This window comes from Paenibacillus sp. 01T443 (genome assembly GCF_056398325.1).
On the sequence record NZ_JBFTPE010000012.1, the window covers coordinates 100,234 to 119,049 of the forward strand.

Annotated in this window: 12 protein-coding genes; 1 reads left to right on the forward strand and 11 read right to left on the reverse strand. The window is 50.1% G+C overall.

Annotation, left to right across the window (positions count from 1 at the left end):
• Positions 1-148: 148 nt before the first annotated feature.
• Positions 149-1,012 (forward strand): AraC family transcriptional regulator, encoded by an 864-nt coding sequence (locus AC1DLI_RS22850; RefSeq protein WP_477606749.1) that lies wholly within the window; start codon positions 149-151, stop codon positions 1,010-1,012.
• 215 nt (positions 1,013-1,227) lie between these two features.
• On the opposite strand, the gene AC1DLI_RS22855 is transcribed toward AC1DLI_RS22850, so the two are convergent.
• The 11 genes from AC1DLI_RS22855 to AC1DLI_RS22905 all read right to left on the reverse strand — a co-directional run bounded on the left by AC1DLI_RS22855 (position 1,228) and on the right by AC1DLI_RS22905 (position 18,399).
• Positions 1,228-6,066 carry a X2-like carbohydrate binding domain-containing protein gene (locus AC1DLI_RS22855; RefSeq protein WP_477606751.1) on the reverse strand — a complete coding sequence of 1,613 codons (4,839 nt, stop codon included), beginning with the start codon at positions 6,064-6,066 and terminating at the stop codon, positions 1,228-1,230.
• Positions 6,067-6,444: 378 nt separating this feature from the next.
• The gene (locus AC1DLI_RS22860; RefSeq protein WP_477606753.1) at positions 6,445-8,139 is read right to left on the reverse strand and encodes a right-handed parallel beta-helix repeat-containing protein; all 1,695 of its coding nucleotides are present in this window, start codon (positions 8,137-8,139) and stop codon (positions 6,445-6,447) included.
• Positions 8,140-8,231: 92 nt separating this feature from the next.
• Positions 8,232-9,905 carry an extracellular solute-binding protein gene (locus AC1DLI_RS22865; RefSeq protein ID WP_477606755.1) on the reverse strand — a complete coding sequence of 558 codons (1,674 nt, stop codon included), beginning with the start codon at positions 9,903-9,905 and terminating at the stop codon, positions 8,232-8,234.
• Positions 9,906-10,044: 139 nt separating this feature from the next.
• The gene (locus AC1DLI_RS22870; RefSeq protein WP_477606757.1) at positions 10,045-10,953 is read right to left on the reverse strand and encodes a carbohydrate ABC transporter permease; all 909 of its coding nucleotides are present in this window, start codon (positions 10,951-10,953) and stop codon (positions 10,045-10,047) included.
• 17 nt (positions 10,954-10,970) lie between these two features.
• A complete protein-coding gene (locus tag AC1DLI_RS22875) occupies positions 10,971-12,032 on the reverse strand; it encodes an ABC transporter permease (protein ID WP_477606759.1) in 1,062 nt (353 codons plus the stop codon).
• Positions 12,033-12,419: 387 nt separating this feature from the next.
• A complete protein-coding gene (locus tag AC1DLI_RS22880) occupies positions 12,420-13,181 on the reverse strand; it encodes an anti-sigma factor (protein ID WP_477606762.1) in 762 nt (253 codons plus the stop codon).
• Positions 13,182-13,751 (reverse strand): RNA polymerase sigma factor, encoded by a 570-nt coding sequence (locus AC1DLI_RS22885; protein WP_477606764.1) that lies wholly within the window; start codon positions 13,749-13,751, stop codon positions 13,182-13,184.
• A 99-nt stretch (positions 13,752-13,850) separates the two neighbouring features.
• Entirely contained in the window at positions 13,851-14,516 is a 666-nt protein-coding gene (locus AC1DLI_RS22890; protein WP_477606766.1) for a plastocyanin/azurin family copper-binding protein, read from the reverse strand.
• 10 nt (positions 14,517-14,526) lie between these two features.
• Positions 14,527-16,128 carry a plastocyanin/azurin family copper-binding protein gene (locus AC1DLI_RS22895; protein WP_477606768.1) on the reverse strand — a complete coding sequence of 534 codons (1,602 nt, stop codon included), beginning with the start codon at positions 16,126-16,128 and terminating at the stop codon, positions 14,527-14,529.
• A 204-nt stretch (positions 16,129-16,332) separates the two neighbouring features.
• Positions 16,333-16,737, reverse strand: coding sequence for a hypothetical protein (locus AC1DLI_RS22900; RefSeq protein ID WP_477606859.1), 405 nt, complete (start codon positions 16,735-16,737; stop codon positions 16,333-16,335).
• A 102-nt stretch (positions 16,738-16,839) separates the two neighbouring features.
• Positions 16,840-18,399, reverse strand: a complete 1,560-nt coding sequence (locus AC1DLI_RS22905) for an SAM-dependent methyltransferase (RefSeq protein WP_477606770.1) — start codon at positions 18,397-18,399, stop codon at positions 16,840-16,842.
• Positions 18,400-18,816 lie beyond the last annotated feature (417 nt).

The window sequence follows — 18,816 nt, forward strand, 5'->3', positions numbered from 1 at the left end:
ATTTATCCGTATACCATTCATCAGCTCTATCGTTAATAATGCAGTTATTGTATCATCTATATAGGGATTCGTATTTGATTAACGATCCATCGATTTGACAAATAATCCGCTAACTTTATGCAGATCGGTGCAGGAAAGAGGAGCTCTCTTGAAACAGCTAAACGAGATTACCCCCCATGTCGGTGACTCTATGTATTACCTGTACGACGGCAGCTCAAATGAAAAACTGCGCGTCTGCAGCGTTTACGCCATTCACCTCTTTACCGATGGACCGGGTGAAATGGAGGTTAATGGCAAGCGGTATCCGATTGATAATCGGACGCTTATTTTTCTAAGGCCGGCTGAGCCACATGCCTTTCACATTTCGCCCAAGCATCCGCTGTCCTCGTATAATCTTTATTTCGATCTGTGGGACCGGCATAACCCCGTCTCCATCAATCGAACCTTCATCTCTGCACCAGAGGCGTTTGAGCTGAGCACCGTAGCCTCATCCTTTCCATGTGAGGAACTCGATAGCTTGCCCCGCGTGTTTTCCCTGCAGCCATATCCCGAGCTATATGATTCCTTTTTAATGCTTGCTAAGCTATTTAATGATACGAAATATTATCGAACCGAAATGATAAATAGTCTTCTTTATGCCTGGTTTCTCAATTGGTACAACACGGTTCATACGCATCAGCCAACGGATTACCGGATCGTTCGCTTGCTCGCTCATTTGAATGCCCAGCCTGAGCAGCGCGAGTCGGTTGAGACCTGGTGGAAATACTGCGGCTTAAAACGAACCTATTTCCATGCTTTGTTTTTACGCGAAACCGGACTCACGCCAAAAGCCTATCACCATAAGCTGCTCATGCGTCGCGCCTCCCACCTGCTGCAGGAAAGCGAGCTTAGCGTAACCGCTATTGCCGAAAGACTCGGATATCCCTCTATCCATCCCTTCACTCGGCATTTCAGCTCCTTCTACGGTGTCAGCCCCAAGCATTACCGGCTGCAGCCCCAAGCCAGAGAGTAAGCCCCTATGCAGCGCAGGCTGCCTAGATTGTGCGATTGTGAGGCTAGATAAAAAGGGAGCCCCGTCCGAGGCTCCCTTTCTGGAATTACGTCCTCATATTAGAGGCGATGCACCTTTTTATCGTTCGCCAGATGATCAGCGGCTATGGACTGCTCTCGCTGAACGCCTAAAACCCCCGCATTGATAAACGTAAGCAGAATCGATGGAAGCTTTTGCTAAGCTTGATCAGCGGAAGCACCCACAATGTCGTTATATGCCCAATGCGTGCTCGGAACGTCCTTCCAAGGCGAAGGTCCTTCTCCGCTTGCCGGGTCTTTGCCCAGCGCCCTGTTGATCATTGTGACGGCTTCCGCCCTCGTTAGCACTTGATTCGGTCTGAACGTTCCGTCACTATAACCGTTTATGATTCCCGCTCCCTGCGTTTTCAAAATATACCCTTCAGCCCAATGGCCGGATATATCGGAGAACCCCGTACCACTCTTTTCAAGATCTCCGGCCAGCATGGAGATGAGTTTAGCCATTTCGGCGCGGGTAATCGGTTTATCCACTCCGAATGTGCCGTCATCATAGCCGCCCATCAAGCCCATGCGGGTCACGGATGAGATCGCATCCTTAGCCCAATGCGTCGAAGATACATCGCTGTAAGCCTTATCCGGCTGAATCGCTTCTACCTCCGATATTCTCGACAAAATGGACGCCATTTCGGCGCGGGTCATCTTGTTGTCCGGTCTGAAGGTTCCGTCATCATAGCCTTTAATGTAAGGAGCAGACTGCTCCGGCGTGGACGACGGTGAAGGCGTAACCACCGGCGTTGGTGTTGGCGTCGGCACTGTCGGTGGCGATGTTGGTGTTGGTGTAGCCACCGGAGCCGCTTTGCTGAGCTGCAAACCGTCCACGATCATTTCAGCGCCTGATTTTTTAACCGCTTTAATCGTATGGACGCCATCTGATAGACCGGAAATGCCGGATACCGTTTGCTGCGTCAGCCTGCTCGCGTGATAAGCGCTAACCGTTTCTTTGAAATCGCCGTCTACATAAATATCCACGTCTCCCTGCGTCGGGCCTTTCGGCATAATCAATTCAGCCCCGGCCCCTGTAAACGTATATTCCACTTCATCTCCGTCAGTCTCGGTATAATGCACGTCGTTGTGCCAATCCCCCTTAAAGGAGAAGGACAGGGCGAGCGTTCCTTCCAGCTGCGCCGCGAGGTATTCCTTCTTGATCGCAACCTGATCGCCCGATATCACATAATCCGTGCCTTCGATTAACGAGGTTGAACCGTTTGCGATTCCCTGTAGATTGCTGCCGTCGACGGCCAAAGTCGTCGTAACGTCGGCCGGAGATGCGCTGCCTTTATCGAAGCTTGCGCTATCCGGTCCCAGGCGGTCTGCCGCCTTGATTTTCAATCGGTCGAGCAGCATGTAATAGCCGGATTTCTTCACGGCCTTAATCGTATGCGTGCCGGAAGAGAGACCGTTTATAGCATAGACGGTTTGCTGAACTAGCCTGCCTTCATTATGCGCGCTGACCGTCTGCTTGAACTCTCCATCCACATATATATCCATATCGCCCTGCGAGGAATCCTTCTCCGTAATGAGCTCAATGCCCGTTCCATTGAACGTATATTCAAAATAGTCGTTATTCTTTTCCGTGTATTGGACATCGTCTTTGAAGTCGCCGATTCCCCGGTTTCGCCCGTGCTGCCATGCTCCGATGTAGGTGATTTCACTATCATCGTTATTGACGGATACATAACGGCCTCTTGACGTGTCGATCACGGCGATTGCCAATTGTTGATCGGCTCCCGCGCTGAAGGAAAAGACCAGATTGGCCATGCCTGTCGGCTGTTCCGCGAGGTAAGAGCGTTTAATCGTCAACTGGGTGCCGGACAGGGTATAATCATCGCCCTCCGTTAGCGTCGCTCCTCCGTTTGACACCGCGCTCAGGCTGTTTCCATTCAAGGTCACTCCGACGGTTACGTCGGCTTGGACTGCCGCATTTTTGTCAAAACTTGCCCCTGCATTGCTAAGCTTGCTGTTCTGCGCCGTTGTATCACTGACTGCAATCAACAGCGTTTGCGCTTCCCCATTGCTAAACCGGAATGTCAAGGACGTTATGCCTACCGGCTGGGCGGCGAGATACTCCTTTTTGATCAAGACTTCATTTCCTGCCACCGTATAGTCCGCTCCGGAAGCAAGCGCCGTCTCTCCGTTCAGGATGCCGACTAACGTATTGCCCGCAAGCTGCATCGTCGTGGCAAGATCCGACTGTGCGTCCGTCTTTCTGTCAAAGCTGCCTGCGGCAGGATTAATCGTGCTGTTCGCGGCCGAGGAATCCTGCACTCTAATGGCTAGCTTCTGCTCCGCGCCGCCGTTAAAGGCGAAGACGAGACTAGTCGTCCCAATCTGCTGCGCTGCCAAATATTCCTTCTTGATCGTTACCACATCGTCCGCCACCGAGTAGTCCGTTCCGGCGGCAAGCGCCGCTGCGCCGTTCTTTATGCCGCTCAGCACGAAACCGCTTCCCTCCGCGGTTACCTCGATCGTTACGTCAGTCTGCTGTCCGTCAGCTTTATTGAAATTCGCTTCGGTTTCGCCGATCAAGTCAGGCAAGTTGACTCTCAGCATGTCCAGGAGCATGAAAATGCCGGATTTTTTCACCGCCTTAAGCGTATGCTCGCCGTACTCAAGGCCTGCAATATGATATACCGGCTGCTGGGCCGCTCTTCCCAAGTTATACGTATTGACGGTTTGCTGGAATTCGCCGTCCACATAAATGTCCATTTCGCCCTGTGAAGGGTCCAATTCCGTAATCAGCTCGATGCCTGATCCCGTAAACGTGTATTCGAAATAGTCGCTGTCGTTTTTCTCTGCGAAATGAACGTCATCCAGGTAGTCGCCGAGCCCGCGGTTATAGCTTCGGTTCCAAGCGCCGACATAATGGATCGCGGCATGGTCATTATTCAGTGCGATGGAGGCTCCCACGGAGGTGTCCCTGATCACAAGGCTTACGGCTTGCTCTGCTCCCGTGTTGAACGAGACCGTGAGCTTGGTCGTTCCCGCCGGTAATGTCTCCAAAAATGACTTCTTCAGGACGATCTTTTGATCCGTTGCCGTATAATCGGTGCCGGAAGTTAGAGAAGTGCCTTCATGCGCGATTCCGCTCAGCGCGTTACCATTCAGTGCAAGTGTCAGCTCCAGATCGCTGCCGGCTGAATCCTTCTTGTCAAAGCTTACTGTGGTCGGGGTCACCTTGCTGTCCCTCGTCGTCGAATCCGTGATGGCCATGGCCAGATTTTGCGCCGCGCCTCCGCTGAACGCAAACGTCAGGCTTGCGGTGCCGACCGGTCTGGCAGCCAAATATTCTTTCTTGACGGTGACCTGATTGCCATCCACCGTATAATCCGTATCCTTCGTCAGCGCTGATCCGCCGCTCGAAATGCCTACGAGCGTATTACCGTTTAGCGTCAGCGTAGTGACGACATCGGCCTGTTCCGTCTCCTTCTTGTCGAAAGCGGCCGTTGCCGGATTAATCGTGCTCGGCTCAGCCGTTGAATTGCTTACATCAATAATCAGGTTCTGAGCGCCAGCCGTCATTTCCCTGCCGCCGTTTCTGGTCCAATCGCCGGTATATTTCATGCCGGTATCGTCATCATTGACGGCGAGCGTACCGCCCTTAGCCGTTACCTTCAGGAGCCTTGAGGCATGAGGCGCCAATTCTTCCGAGCTATAGCCGGAGGCTAACTCTCCCAATTCCTCGTGCGTCCACAGGTCGCGGACGGTTGCCGGTCCGTTCAGGCCGATATCACTCCAATTTACCGTTACGGTTTCCGCGGTGCTGCCGAGATTAAACAAGCCGACCGTTAGGCTGCCGTCCCCGTTGTTTGCATACCAGACCTGCTGCTCGGTATCCATCGATACCGGATGCGCCGGCCGGCCGGCTTGATTGACTGCAATGACCTCTTCGTTCGTGAGCAGCTCAATACCGAAGCTGTCCAGTTTGGTCATATCGTTGCCGGTGTAGAGCTGCGCCGCCGAAATCGACCAGAACGTCATGGCTGTCCGGCGTTCGTCCTCCGTAATGCCATCCATTGCCCCGTTGCCGACGTTCAGCGAGTCGAAATCGTTCCAGCCGCCGGGGCCCGCATGGCGCCAAAATTGCTCAGCCTTCGGGAACAGACGGGCAATGCTCGGCCAGGCCGTCAAGCCGCCGTCTCCGCAGTAGCACTCGACATCCCAATCCACCCGCCAGCCATTGGCGTATTTCTTCCAATAATCGATATACTTGATGTCCAGCGCCCACGAAAGCTCCAGCCAAATATTATGCGGCTTAAGCGCCTCCGACCAGGCTTTGACGTCATCGCGCGCATCAAGGGAAAGGTCAGATATGCCGGAGCCCGGTGTCACGCTGTCGAATTTCAGAAAGTCGACTCCCCATTCTCCGTACAAATTGGCTATCGAATCGATATATTTTTGAGCGCATGGATTCGAGAAATCCATTTTATATCCGAGGCCCCAGTAGTCCCCGTCCCGTAACGGCTGGGCAGCGATGTCTCTCATCGAGCAGCCGGGAGCGTCATAAATCGGAAGGTCGTCCTCATACGCTTGCGGCGACAGGCCCGGTATGCCGTATAGTCCGAACTTCTGCCCATTGGCATGGACGTGGTCGATCACATCCTGGAGGCCGTCCGGGTACAGCGTGGTGCTTGGAATCGGTCTGCCGTATCCGTCCATTCCCCCGTTCCAGGCCGCATCAACATTGATGTATTCATAGCCGTATGGCTGAAGCTTCTCATGCATCGCATCAGATTGCGCCTTGATTTGCTCCGCGGTAATCCACTGCCCATTTCCTGAGTATACCTGCATACTGTAGCTGCTCCAGCCCATGTACGGCTTTGCGCCCAGCCCGTTGTCGGCTGCCTTCGCTACTTCGCCTCCCGGCGCGATTACGCCCAGCTGAGCCGCAAATACAATCATCGCCAATAAGTATATTCGCGTCTTCCTCATCCATCTGCCCAAACTTTTCATCTCCTTTTTGTTATTCATTGCGTTCATCGTTATCCTCCCTCTCTAAGCAACTTGAAAGATTAAATGATAGCGCTTACCACAAAATGATAATAGTGGAAATCCCCATGGTTCTTATAGGTACAGTTGTGCCTTTTAACGTACATTTGCTCCTGTTTGAGGGGGGCAATCACTGCTTCTGCGTACCTTTGACCGAATGGAACGGAAAACGCTCAAGCGTAAACGGCTGTCGCCGTCCTCTGTGGCAAAAGCTGTCGTTTCGCGGAGATTTATAAGCCCATTTATAAGTGAAAACTTATAAATTCTTATATATCAAAAAAACCCGATCGCTATAGCGACCGGGTCGTATTTTTGATTCCGTACGCCAAACAGGTGCTTGATGAACGAGGTTTTGCGGCATGAAACCGATCACTCTGAATTTCCGCTAATATATCGGTTACGGGTTACAGATACTTCATCGCAGGCTGTCAGCCGGATCGCCGCCCCAGCTTCCTGGAACTTGCCAGGGAGAACGATCAGGTTATCCGCGAATTTCAAATGCTCCGTGCTCCTTGCTTCCAGCAAGGGAGCGTCCCGCATTTCGAACCGGTTGCCCTCGATAACGATATGGGCATGAACATAGCTTTTTTCTGCAGGTTCCGTATTCTCCGGAGAAATGGAGATAACTGCGCTATCCACGTTTCCGCACTCGATGAACGTATTGCCTCGTATGGTCAGGTTATCCACTTTTCCGGACTCATACCAGCTTCTGGCGTCGCCTGCAACCATTACCGCGCTCATGGCCATCCGCTCGAACCGATTGCCCTCGATTAGCGCTCTTCTGCGTGTCGTCACCAGTACACCTCGGGTCGGAATGCGGGCCATCCGGTTATTTACAATCTCCACCTCAGGCGTCCATGTGACATTCTCTACGACATCGTCGCCGCGCAATTCCTCCGGCACGTTCCTGTCCAGCTTAATCCGCATGACGCGCGGTTCGACCATCGATGCCTCGATAACGACGGCATCCGCATAGGAGACAAGTGAGCCGGAACGAACAAATTCGATGCAATCCCCTGGAAAAAACGCAGGAAACCCGTAGCTTTGCGGATGCATAAACCGAAGAAGCACCTCGTCCGCCAAAGGCTGTCCCGCTACACGCAAATAGGTACCATGCACGTTAATAACATCGTCGTGAGCACCAGCAAACCGGCTGTCCGCGACCCGGATAAGCCCGCGGCAGCCTGACACATGGATGCAATCCGCAAAAGCCGCCACTGTGCGGCCGGTCTCCGGACGAGGAGCCAGCTCCATGCGTTCGAAGGACACATCCTCACTGAATTGGCATACGAGACCCAGGCCATGCATGAAATGTACGCCCATGTCGCTCCATTCGACCTTGCGGCTATTGATGACAAGCGCTCCGACCTGATCCCGGATGCCGTCCCTTGCTTGAAAGACGCGCCCGATGGCCGTCGATGGCTTGAGACCGGCATCATAGAACAGCCTCAGCCTTCCAGGGCCCAACTCTTCGACGCGGGCTGCTGCGGCCAGGGCGTTGTCGATCCGCCAAGTCGTATTGGACAGCGGATCGTACTCCTGCATCGGTCCGTCCCGAAATCGCCACCCTTCCCCCACCCACGTCAAGGTTCCGTTCTCCGCCACGTAGCGGCTGTCCCTATGGACAGCTGCTTCAAGAAAGCCATCTCCTATTCCCGTAACAGTCATCTCCGCAACCGTTGGCTGCTCGAAATCCAAACGAAGGTTGCGGATGCTCACCTTCTCGCAGCCGTCGACAACGATCATCGTCTGTTTTCCGTGGAAGACAAACAACGATCCGTTACCGTCGAGGGTCACGTTCCGCATTCCTTGTAGTAGAATTCCGATCGTCTTCGTCACATTAGGGATCTCATCTTCGCTGGCCGTATTGGAAATATAGTATTTTGCCTTTGTCGCGTGCTCCGGATAAAAATCGTACCGTCCCCGCTCGCATGTCAAAACAACCGGACCGGCGATTCTGGCCGTTTCCTCGATTGCCCTGCGCATCGCTGAAGCTGCGTCTTCCCCCGAATCCGGCCTGCCCCCGAAATCGGTCAAGCTGATTACGGTATGTGGAACATTCATTCTGTTCACCTCACGAATTGTATTCGTATTTGCCATCTATCCATGAGAAATCGGGCGCTCCTTAGGAAGCGCCCGATTTCGGTTATATTCTTTTAAGATTTCAACGACGCGTCGTAGGCAGCTTGCAAAATTTCAAGGTAGCGGTCGAGCTTCAGGTTTTTCAAGCCTTGAACGTAGCTATCCCAGTCTTTTTCCAAATCCTTGTTGCCCGTTACGAATTGAAGCGAGCTTTGCTCGATATAATTGCGGATGTTCGTTTGCAGCATGCTCATCTCATCGATTTGCGCCGGATCAACCCAGATCGACCAGAGCGGGAACAGCTCCTTCGGTTCGCTGCCTTCGTACAGCAACGTCGCTTCGTAAAGCCTGCGCTCGTAGTTAGACGGATCGAGAATGTCCGTTCCTTGTACCCAGCTGTCCCGGTACTCCTTAGGCATATAGAAGTGACCCATACCGGACCAGCCTGCGTTTCGCGGCTCTTCGCCTTCAACGCCTGGAATCGTTTTCACCATAGGCTCAACGCCTTCACCGAGAGCTTTGTCGCCTGGCGCCGGATCTTCCCAATCGATGCCCTTCATGCCGGACCCTGCGTTGGTTTGGCCTTCTGCCGTATACATATAGTCCGCAAGCTTGATCAGAGCGATCTGTGCCTCTTCACTTGCTTTGTTCGTAATGACAAACTTCCCGCCTGGAGAAACGCCGCCGTTGTCATGCGTAGCGAATGCACCTTTCGGCCCTTGAAGCGGAGGTACCGGATTATAGTTGGCAGAACGCGGACCGGCCAAATCGATGAAGATTGCCGGATGCATGCCTGCGCCTGCACCCAAAATTTCAGCATCCGCATTCTCGCCGATTTTCTTGAACGCCTCAGCGTTTTGCGTAAACGCGCCCGGATCGATCAACCCTTCGTCGTACAGCGACTTGGCGTAGGCGAGGCCCTCTTTCCATTCCGGTTTGATTGCCGCGGATTCAACCTTGTTGTTTGCCATATTCAAATAGTTTCTGTCGTCATTATATACAAATCCGTTCATAAGGAACGGCAGGACGCGAACGCCGAATTCCTCCGTCGAACCGCTCAGCGCCACTTCATCCGCTTTCCCGTTACCGTTCGGATCCTGCGTTTTAAACGCTTTCAGGACATTTTTGAATTCCTCTGGCGTTTTCGGCATTTCGAGATTCAACTTATCCAGCCATCCCGTGTTAATCCACATTTTGCTCGGATAAGAGCAGTGGAAGCACTGCGTATACGCCACCAGACCGTAAATATTGCCGTCCGGAGCCGTATTCAGCGTCTTCAGATCCGAATTGGACTCCATGGCGGCTTTGATATTCGGCGCATACTTATCAATGAGATCGTTCAACGGAACGATGACACCTTGCTTCCCGAATTTCAACAAGTCAGCTTGTGAAAACTGATCGATATAATGAGTCAGAATATACGCATCTGGATAATCACCGCTCGCGAGAGAAATCTGGCGTTTCTCTTTCGCGCCGTCCGAAGGAACCAATTCAAAATTGAATTTAATTTTGAACATGTCTTCTACATGCTTCGTGTACTTGTTGGTAGGCAGGTCTATGCCTTGCTCCTGCACAGCAAACACGCTGATATCCACCGGTTTCGACGGGGTATCCGTTGTCGATCCGGACTCGTTGCCCTCCGGCGGCACATTATCCGAACCGGATTTTCCATTATTACTCGAGCAGGCAGAAAGTACCATGACCAGTATGAGAATGAGCGACATCAAACTCCAGCTAATCTTTTTCATTTTTTTTTGCTCCCCTTTGCATATTAACAGTTATTGTGTAGCTGCTTCCTTCAGGCTTACAGCATAGAAGATTGAACTTTCTTCGCTAACGCTTACATAGTCCCCACCTCCTTTTTCCGATTACTCGGAAACGCCGGCATCAGCCTTTGACAGAGCCGACCAGCATACCCTGAACGAAATAGCGCTGCACGAACGGATAGATGATCAGAACCGGCAGCGTAGCCACGACGATCAACGAATATTTGAGCAGCTCCGCCAGCTGAGCCCTTTGTATCTGTACGCTAAGATCCATGGCTCCCGCGCTGTTGTTCTGAATGATAATACTCCTGAGCACAAGCTGCAGCGGAAATAGCTTATCGGATTTCAAATAGATAAGTGCGTCGAAATACGAATTCCATTGTCCAACGGCGTACATCAGAATAAGTACAGCCAAAATTGGCTTTGATAATGGAATCACAACGCTGCCTAGAAAACGCCAATCGCTGCACCCGTCAATCTCGCTCGCTTCGACCAGCTCGCTTGGAATCGTGGATTGGAAGAAGGATCGCGCAATGATGACCTGCCATACCCAGATCGCGTTCGGAATGAGCAATGCCAGGCGGGAATCGATCATTCCCATCTCCTTAACGACAAGATAAGTCGGAATGAGTCCTCCGCTGAACAGCATCGTAAACATGACCATCATCAAGATGCCCTTTCGGCCAAAAAACGTTTTTCTTGAAAGCGGATAAGCCAGCATAACCGTCAGCGTTACGCTGATGATCGTTCCCACCGACATGTATAACAAGGAATTTCCGTAACCGGTCATAATTAGAGGTGTTTTCAATATCGTTTGAAAGCCCTGAAACGAAATGTCTACCGGCCAAAGCCAAACTTTTCCAGATACGACAGCTGCCGGACTGCTAATCGAGCTGCTGACAATGTAGATAAGCGGATACAAAACGGCAACGAGCACGAGGCTCAAAATAACGTAGATCACAGAAATTAAAATTCTGTCGCTGGCCGACTCCCGTATTTTGCTTTTGGGTACCGTCGATGAAATAGCCATATACAATTCCCCCTTACTTACCAGATGCTATTATTCGATATGCGTTTTGCGAAGCTGTTCACCGCAACCAGAAGAATGAGATTGATTACGGAATTCAACAAGCCGACTGCCGTGGCAAAGCTGTAATTTGCATTCAACAGGCCTATGCCATACACGTAAGTGGCGATGACCTCTGACGATGGCAGATTCAGCGAGTTTTGCAGCAGATAAATCTTCTCGAAGCCGATCGACATGATGTTGCCCACGTTCAAAATCAGGATGATGGTTACAGTCGGAAGGATTCCGGGCAAATCGACATGCCATATTTTCTGAAAGCGCGACGCTCCGTCCACTTTCGCTGCCTCATACAGCGTCGGGTCTATGCCAGCGAGAGCAGCAAGGTAGATAACCGCAGCATATCCGGCCGTCTGCCAAATGTCCGACCATACATAAATCGAACGGAACATGTCCGGCTCCCCCAAGAAGTTGACCGGCTCAAAACCGAAGTATTGGAGCGCGATATTAACAAAACCAAGCCGTGGTGCCAAAAACAGCATAATCATGGACACCATAACGACAGTGGAAATGAAATACGGGGCGAACGTGACCAGCTGAATGAAACGCTTGAAACGGCCGTTTCGGATCTCATTCAGCATGAGTGCCAGCAGAATCGGAATCGGAAAACCAGCCGCCAACTGATAGAAGCTCAGCAGCAGCGTGTTTTTGACCAACGTCAAGAAAATAGGATTCTCGAAAAACAATCTAAAATACTTAAATCCGACCCAAGGACTGCCCCAGATGCCCTTTACAACGTTGTAATCCTTAAATGCCAGAACCGCATTAATCATCGGATAGTATTTAAAAATTATGAAAAACAGCAGCGGCGGGATGACGAGCAAATAAAGCTGCCAATGCGACCGCAAACTCTTGGCCGCTTGCCTCCCATACCCATTCTTGAGCGAATTAATGCTCTTAATCGGTTGATCTTTTCTTGTTGTTTGTAGCTGCAGAACGATCCCTCCCCTTATTTCTGTGGTAGCGCTTTCTTGTTGCCAATCATAATCCACTCCTTGTGCCGTTGTGTAGGTACAATTGGTCATTTTTACGTACAATTCTCCCTCTTGCAGGGGGACATTTTTTCGCCGTACGTCCAGTATTCACGGGGTGCCCCCGCGTTGATCCACGCTTTCTTAGGAAAGGACCGTGTCCTTCTGCTCGTGCTTAATCGGCAACTCCCCTATCCTTGCTCCCGGTCTTACAAGTTTAACTCGCCGCAGCTATCGAATTGGGTATTACGGCACCAGGTGCTCAGTTAACGGATTGCGCGCAAACAAGCGTAAACGGCTGACGCCGTCTTTAGCGGCAGAAGCTCGTTTCGCGATGAAATATAAGCATTGTATAAGGTTAAAATTTATACTTTCTTATATTATAAAAAAAGCTGTCCTTCAAGGCCGATAACCTTGTGAGACAGCTCATTCATTCTAAAGCTATAGTGTATTTACCGAATAGGGACCGGTATCCGATCCGAAGGCTTTAGTCCCGCGCGGCTGATCGCCCTTCGCATCAGGCTCCAGGGTTATGCCAATGCTGTCAAAGGTTAATTGTTCCGACTCTATTCCCATCGCGAGCAGCCCTACCCCTTTCTCGTCAACGCGGAACGTGCCTGCGCTCGTTCGAATGCCTTCTCGGAGAAGCCAAACCTGATAAGCTTCCTCGTTTTTTGTTTCCTCAGCTCCGAACACATAGACGACAAACTGCTTGCTCTTTCCATTGTCAACGATGCATGCGACGCCATAAGCATGCTCCTTCTCCGTGGCTTCCGCCTTTAGCATCATAATCTGTACAATCTCGGATGCTGGAGCAAATAAAGCATTTTCGATGGTTTCTAATTGTGAATCCTTATTTTTAATGAAAGGATTATCCCATAACGAGCCGCTGACAAAAATTAGCGCTGCCGCTGCTGCGCCAATTGCTGGCTTCCATAGCTTTCTTACACTTCGTGCTTTATGACGTTTAGGCGCTGCTTTGGCAGCAGCCATTATTTGCTTCTTCAAATCCTCTGGAGGTTCGATTCGTTCCATGTCCAAGGGAAGCTCCTCCCATACGATCTGCAATTCGGCCAGCTCTTGCCTGCAAGAATCACAATAAGTCAAATGACGTTCGAATGCTTTCTTTTGCTCTTCGGAGCAAGCACCAGAAAGATAATCGAGTATGAAATCGCAATCGCTGCTGTATGTGTCGTCATTCATTTAAAGATCCCCCTTAGCCGCAAGATGCCTTCGCAATATTTTTAAAGTCTGATGAAGCCTGTTTTTTACCGTTCCGAGCGGCTGATCATACAGCTGTGCCAGCTCTGTTAAGCTAAAGCCCTGCCAATAAAAATGCTCGATCAGCGTTTTCTGTGATTTAGATAAATGCTTGCATGCCTGCTGAATCTGTTCCCTCAAGGAATGCCGGACAACATGCTCCTCGGGTGACAGGCCCGATTGATCAGGCAATTCATTAAATCGTTCCTCTGTTAGTTGTACAAGACCGGAAGCGTCTCTTCTTTGTTTGCGAATATGGTCCATCGTTATATTGCGGGTAATGGTAAGGAGCCAGCTTGTAAACCGTCCCTTATCCGGGTCATATTCCGATTCTGTCGTCCATAAACGCATAAATACCGCCTGTGAAATATCTCTTGCGGTTGGTTCATCCCGAACTGCCTTGATTGCGAAAGAATACACCAAAGCGCCGTACCGGTCATAAAGAACGGACAGCGCTTTATTTTTACCGTTTCTAATTAGCTGCATGAGTTCTTGATCGGTAAGATTAAGCATCAATTTGCGCCTCCACAACAGGCTCGTTATTTTCTTTATGTTATCAGGAACAGGAGCAGCTATAAACAGCTGCTCCTGATCTTTTTAATAAAAGATAAATTATTTCCCCTTCACTACGATGGACCCTCTCATGCCAGGATGGGGAATACAATAGTAGCCGAACTCGCCAGCGTCTGAGAAGGTAACCTTCATGCTTTCATTCTGGGCGAGCAGTTCCGTATCGAATTCTCCATTATCAGCAGTCGCAGAATGTTTTACTTCATCCTTATTGATAAAGGTAACGATATCGCCTTGCGAGATTTCGAGCTTTTCCGGTGAGAAGGCGAAGTTCGTTATCTCAACCGTATGAACGGTTACCGCGTCGGAAGGCTTGTCTTTTATCGGCACCTCCGTTTTGACCGGTGTTTTAGGTGTTGGCTTAGGCTGAGCCGCAGTAGCCTTCGGCGTCGCTTCTGTCGCTTTCTCCGTTGCAGCCGGCTTCGGCTTCTGCGTTGCTTCAACCTTTTCCGTCTCCTTCGGCTTTTCCGTTTCAACCGGCTCCTGCTCGGGGGTGACTACATCCGTTGGACTAGCGATTGGAGTCGCACTTTCCGCCCCATGGCCATCATCATGCGCATTCTCATCAGCAGCTTCAGAGCTTGCGGTAGCAGCTGACACATCCGTTGTATTTCGGGCAGCAGCTTCGTTTGCCTCCTGAGCCCCGCAGCCCGATAAGAAGAGGAGAAGCAGGATTAGCGTCAAACATCCATAAGTTATTTTTAGCATGTCTTCACGCTCACTTTACGATGATTTGACCCGTCATGAAAGACTTGTGCGGCTCGCAGAAATAATTATAAGTGCCTGGCTTATCGAAAGTTACCGTATAGGTTTCGCCTTTAGCGAGCAAAGGCGTGGTGAAGGAGCCATCCAAAGCAACCGCATTATGCTTCATTTCGTCGTAATTAGTGAAGACAACCTTGGAGCCTGCTTCCACGGTAAGAGCTCCCTTGCCAAAGGAGTACTCTTTAATGTCAATATTGTACGTCTTAACCGCCGGTGTGACTGGCTGTTTCGATGCAGTCGTTCCATCAAATTTGGCTGGATCTACGATATACCAGACATCGTTGACACCTTGTCCATTCAATTCCCCATGTGCTTTGTCTTTTATAAAATAATAGAGCGGGAACCCTTTGAATGAAGCTTGCTTGCTTCCATCCGAGCGGGTAATGGTTCCAATCTCGCTTCCTTTGATCGTAGATGGGACACTAACGCTTGATGATGAATAAGCAGGCCAATTGACGAGACAATCGCCTTCGCAAACACTTTTTCCAGATGTATCCTTGTCAAAATAATAAAGTGCTCTGCCATAATCGTCTGTCAAATAGTTGCCCGCTTCCTTCGAGGTGCCAAGCATAATCGCGTAATCCGACTTCGCCGCAAACCATACTCCCCCTACGCCCTCACCGGTTACATCGCCAGGCTTGCTATCCTTTACAAAATAATAGAGCGGCCAATTTTTATACGTTAACTGCTTCGCGCCGTCAGTCCGAGTAATAACGGCGAAGTCAGCTTTATTCAGCCAAGCCGGTATTTGCAGATTGGCATCGTAATAGATCGGCCAGTTCTTCAAGCAATCTCCTAGACAAGAATTAACATTCTCCGCATCCTTCGTGAAGAAATAGAGCGCGCGCCCGTTTTTATCCGTAAAATACTGGCCGAGCTTGTCGTTTTGCCCAAGACCAATACGCTCGCCTTGCGGCAATGCAGACCCGGAAGCAATGACTCCGCTCGCTTGCAGCGTATCAAAGAACGACTTGCCATCCTTCGTTCCAGCAGACAGCGCCTCGACAAGAGAGGTTGCTAGATGTGAATTCAGTAGTGACGACTTGCCGGCAATCTCTTTCAAGCCATGTGAGGCCGCGAAAGTTTCCGATTGCTGGTATGTAAAGTCTGATCCGGATTTATAACCGAGATTCTCTAATAGCACCTTGTAAAATTGCTGAGAGCTGATCACTGCGCTTGGTTCAAAACGATTGTTGCCCGCTCCCTGCCAGCCTAGCTCTGGTTTGCTCTTCAAGTAAGCCAGAACGGATTGATTGGCTTTGCTAACCTGTGCAGCGTCGGAAAAATTAGGTTTGCCAGTATAGGCAAGTGCTTCCTTCAAATTCCCATTCAGGCGGAGCGAGATAATCGCAGCTTGCAAGCGCGTTGACGATTTACTTAAATATGCCGCATCCACACCCTGGCCGTCTCCAATAAGCAGCCCAAGCTCAAATGCCGTATCGGCATCGGACTTGATCCCAGGCGACGATTCCGCAGACGCCGTGCCAAGCGGAGCGGCAATGATTGTCGTGCACATTGCAGTAATCAAGAACAGTTTCTTAAATCGTGTAAGCATTAATAATTCCTCCTTTATTGTCTATTCATGTAGAGATAACGCTGCGGAGGAATGATAGGTTTGATTTATATTAAATAATTTTTGCAAAAAAGAAAAATGGCGGTACAGAATAGCTCCTGCACCACCATTTTCTTTTCATTCATTTCTGTACAAAGCAAGCTAGGAGCCTAGCCGGCTCGAGACGCTGTACGCGGAACCGCAAGCTCAGTCCGTGTCGCCAACGAGGGCTCTCATCTCTTGAACTACCTCATCCACTTTTGCATCGACCCCGTCATAGATCATTAAAATATTCGCAACCTGGTACTTCTTGTGCGCGACTACGTCTGCAGCGGCCGTTTTGTTCTCGAAATCCTTTATGGCTTTCTTCACGCCGTTACTAGAATTGTAGATATAAATACTAACCAATTGATCATCATTAATCATAAAAGCCTCAGGCTTTACCTTATTTAAAGTCTTAATAAATACATTATCCGGATGTAAGCCTTTCGCCGCAGATAAAGGAATTTCATGTTTTTCAAATATGCCTTGCAGTTGCTCTAACGTGAGATGCTTCTCTCGATCCATGTAACCTGTCAGCATGAAGCAAACCGCGACGAGCATGACCATCACTTTTTTCAAAACATTCCCTCCTTTATCTGTTCTGACGCTTGATATGGCGAATAGGTTTCAATCGCCGCGCATCAGCAGCAATCCCAGGCTGGCCTTAACTTTTCATGATAAAAGCGCTAGAAGCGATGCAGCTCCCTCATGCGCCGGAGCAAGCTTCAAAGCAAGCTGCGCATAATGCGATGCAGCCGTCTCCTGCTCGGTTTCATAGCAGCAAATTGCCATACAGTAGAACACTTCGGCATTCCCCTCATGATCGGCCAGCGACCGTTCAAAGAAGATTCGCCCATCCTCGTAAAGCTCCAGCTGATAAAGCAGCATAGCGCAGTCCAGTGCCAAGTCCTGCTGCTCATTTAACGGATAATAGCCGATCCACATCGCATGTATGCCTTGACGCAGATCCTCTGCTTCTTCCTCTCCGCTATCCGGGAGCAGATGGTCAATACGCTTGGCGCTTTGAAGGAATAGCTGGGAATCATAACGCGCAAGCCGCCAAAAGGCTAAGATTTGGGACAACTCAAGCGACTCCACATGCTCGTCAAACCAAAGCTTCATGCTAAAAAAATCATCCGGCCCAAAACGACCGATAAAACGGTGGTAAGCTAAGCGCGTTTGGACAAAGCTACGCGGATTTTGCAGCATAAGGATGCAGCCCACATTCAGGTTTTTATAGTGATGCTCCGTGAAGGAGACTAAAGCACCCTTTTGCTCAAAGGTATGCTGAATGGCATGGTAGTTCGCCGTTAATGAAAAGCTTCCGTGATGAATGAGCTTTGGCGGCTCGGCAAATTCCCAGTTTTCCAGACGGTGGTCGCCTTTGTCCGCGGTGAGCAGCGCGAATCCCGCTTGCGAAAGCTGCCCTAACCGCTGCAAGCATGTCAGCCCGATTACCGGGAAAAGAATATGCGAATCCTCAAGCTTCTGCTTGTACAGCTCAATAACCTCGCGGAACGGATACGATTCCTGCTCATACTCGGCAGCTCGATGATAATGATATTCGGGCACGAGTTTTCCAAGCCTGTCGGAAGCGGTCAGCAGACCGTTCTTCTCCTCCGCATCTTCTTCCTCCACCTGCAAGGATACTCTGCATTCATAAATTTTGCTCTCATCGACATAGAGCAGCTCCTGCGGGATGCTGTCAAAAAAGTAATTGGCGACGATAAGCAGCGGCTGCTCCAAATCGCCCGGCCGTATCGTTATGCCGGATTCCGTCAAATGCAGCTCAGTATTCTTGACCGCATCAAACTGCGCAAAATCAAGTAAGCCTTGCTGAACAAACGGCATTAAGCTGCGATGCTGCTGCCAATAGGTTATATTTTTGACCGGTAGATCACTCATCACATAACGAAACGGCGGAAGACTCAGCCCTGCAAAATCAATCAGCAGGGCAAGCTCCTTCAATACATGAAATGCTAACTGGCCTGACCCCGCACCGAGTTCAACAATCGTTACTGGCTCAGACGTATGCCCATGCGCCGCTCGATCCTGAAGAAATCCAAATATGATCTCCGCATAGGCCGTCGCAATGATTGGATTGCTCGTAATGTATTGCGGCACTTCCTCCCGCTGCCAAGCCTCAATTCCCTGCTCTTCAAAATAGGTACGCTGCAGCTCCCAAATCGGCGCCTCACTAAAACGGTAAATTTGCTGATCGCGATTAGTCATCTTATATCACCCAATTTGCTCTATTTTTACTTCATTACCAGACATGCTGCATCCCGCATCCAAAGACCATGCCCTTTCTTGGCCATCAAAATATAGTTCTGTCTATAGCAAATGCTATTTACAGGAATTACTCCTGCTAATTCTGCTCATTCAACTGTATTTGATCGTTTAACTGGAATAACTCCCGCTAATAAGCGTTTATTGCCTCTAATTGCTCTGTAACCTTGAAATTAGATGGAGTAATTCCCGTTAAACAAAACGGTCATACCTGCGAAGAGAAATTAGGGGTCATTTTTCCCGTTAATTACTTAGGCCATAAAATTTTGTTACGCCATAGAAATTGGACAGCGTAACGGCGGCGGCCGACGTCCTAAGCGTAAAAGCTCGTTTCGCGGTGTAATCTAAACATCCTATTTG

Bases quoted from the DNA above. Each gene is read 5' to 3' on its own strand.
- AC1DLI_RS22860 (WP_477606753.1), bottom strand. From the start codon at position 8,139: ATGAATGTTCCACATACCGTAATCAGCTTGACCGATTTCGGGGGCAGG.
- AC1DLI_RS22905 (WP_477606770.1), bottom strand. From the start codon at position 18,399: ATGACTAATCGCGATCAGCAAATTTACCGTTTTAGTGAGGCGCCGATT.
- AC1DLI_RS22870 (WP_477606757.1), bottom strand. From the start codon at position 10,953: ATGGCTATTTCATCGACGGTACCCAAAAGCAAAATACGGGAGTCGGCC.
- AC1DLI_RS22880 (WP_477606762.1), bottom strand. From the start codon at position 13,181: ATGAATGACGACACATACAGCAGCGATTGCGATTTCATACTCGATTAT.
- AC1DLI_RS22895 (WP_477606768.1), bottom strand. From the start codon at position 16,128: ATGCTTACACGATTTAAGAAACTGTTCTTGATTACTGCAATGTGCACG.
- AC1DLI_RS22885 (WP_477606764.1), bottom strand. From the start codon at position 13,751: ATGCTTAATCTTACCGATCAAGAACTCATGCAGCTAATTAGAAACGGT.
- AC1DLI_RS22855 (WP_477606751.1), bottom strand. From the start codon at position 6,066: ATGAACGCAATGAATAACAAAAAGGAGATGAAAAGTTTGGGCAGATGG.
- AC1DLI_RS22865 (WP_477606755.1), bottom strand. From the start codon at position 9,905: ATGAAAAAGATTAGCTGGAGTTTGATGTCGCTCATTCTCATACTGGTC.
- AC1DLI_RS22875 (WP_477606759.1), bottom strand. From the start codon at position 12,032: ATGACCAATTGTACCTACACAACGGCACAAGGAGTGGATTATGATTGG.
- AC1DLI_RS22890 (WP_477606766.1), bottom strand. From the start codon at position 14,516: ATGCTAAAAATAACTTATGGATGTTTGACGCTAATCCTGCTTCTCCTC.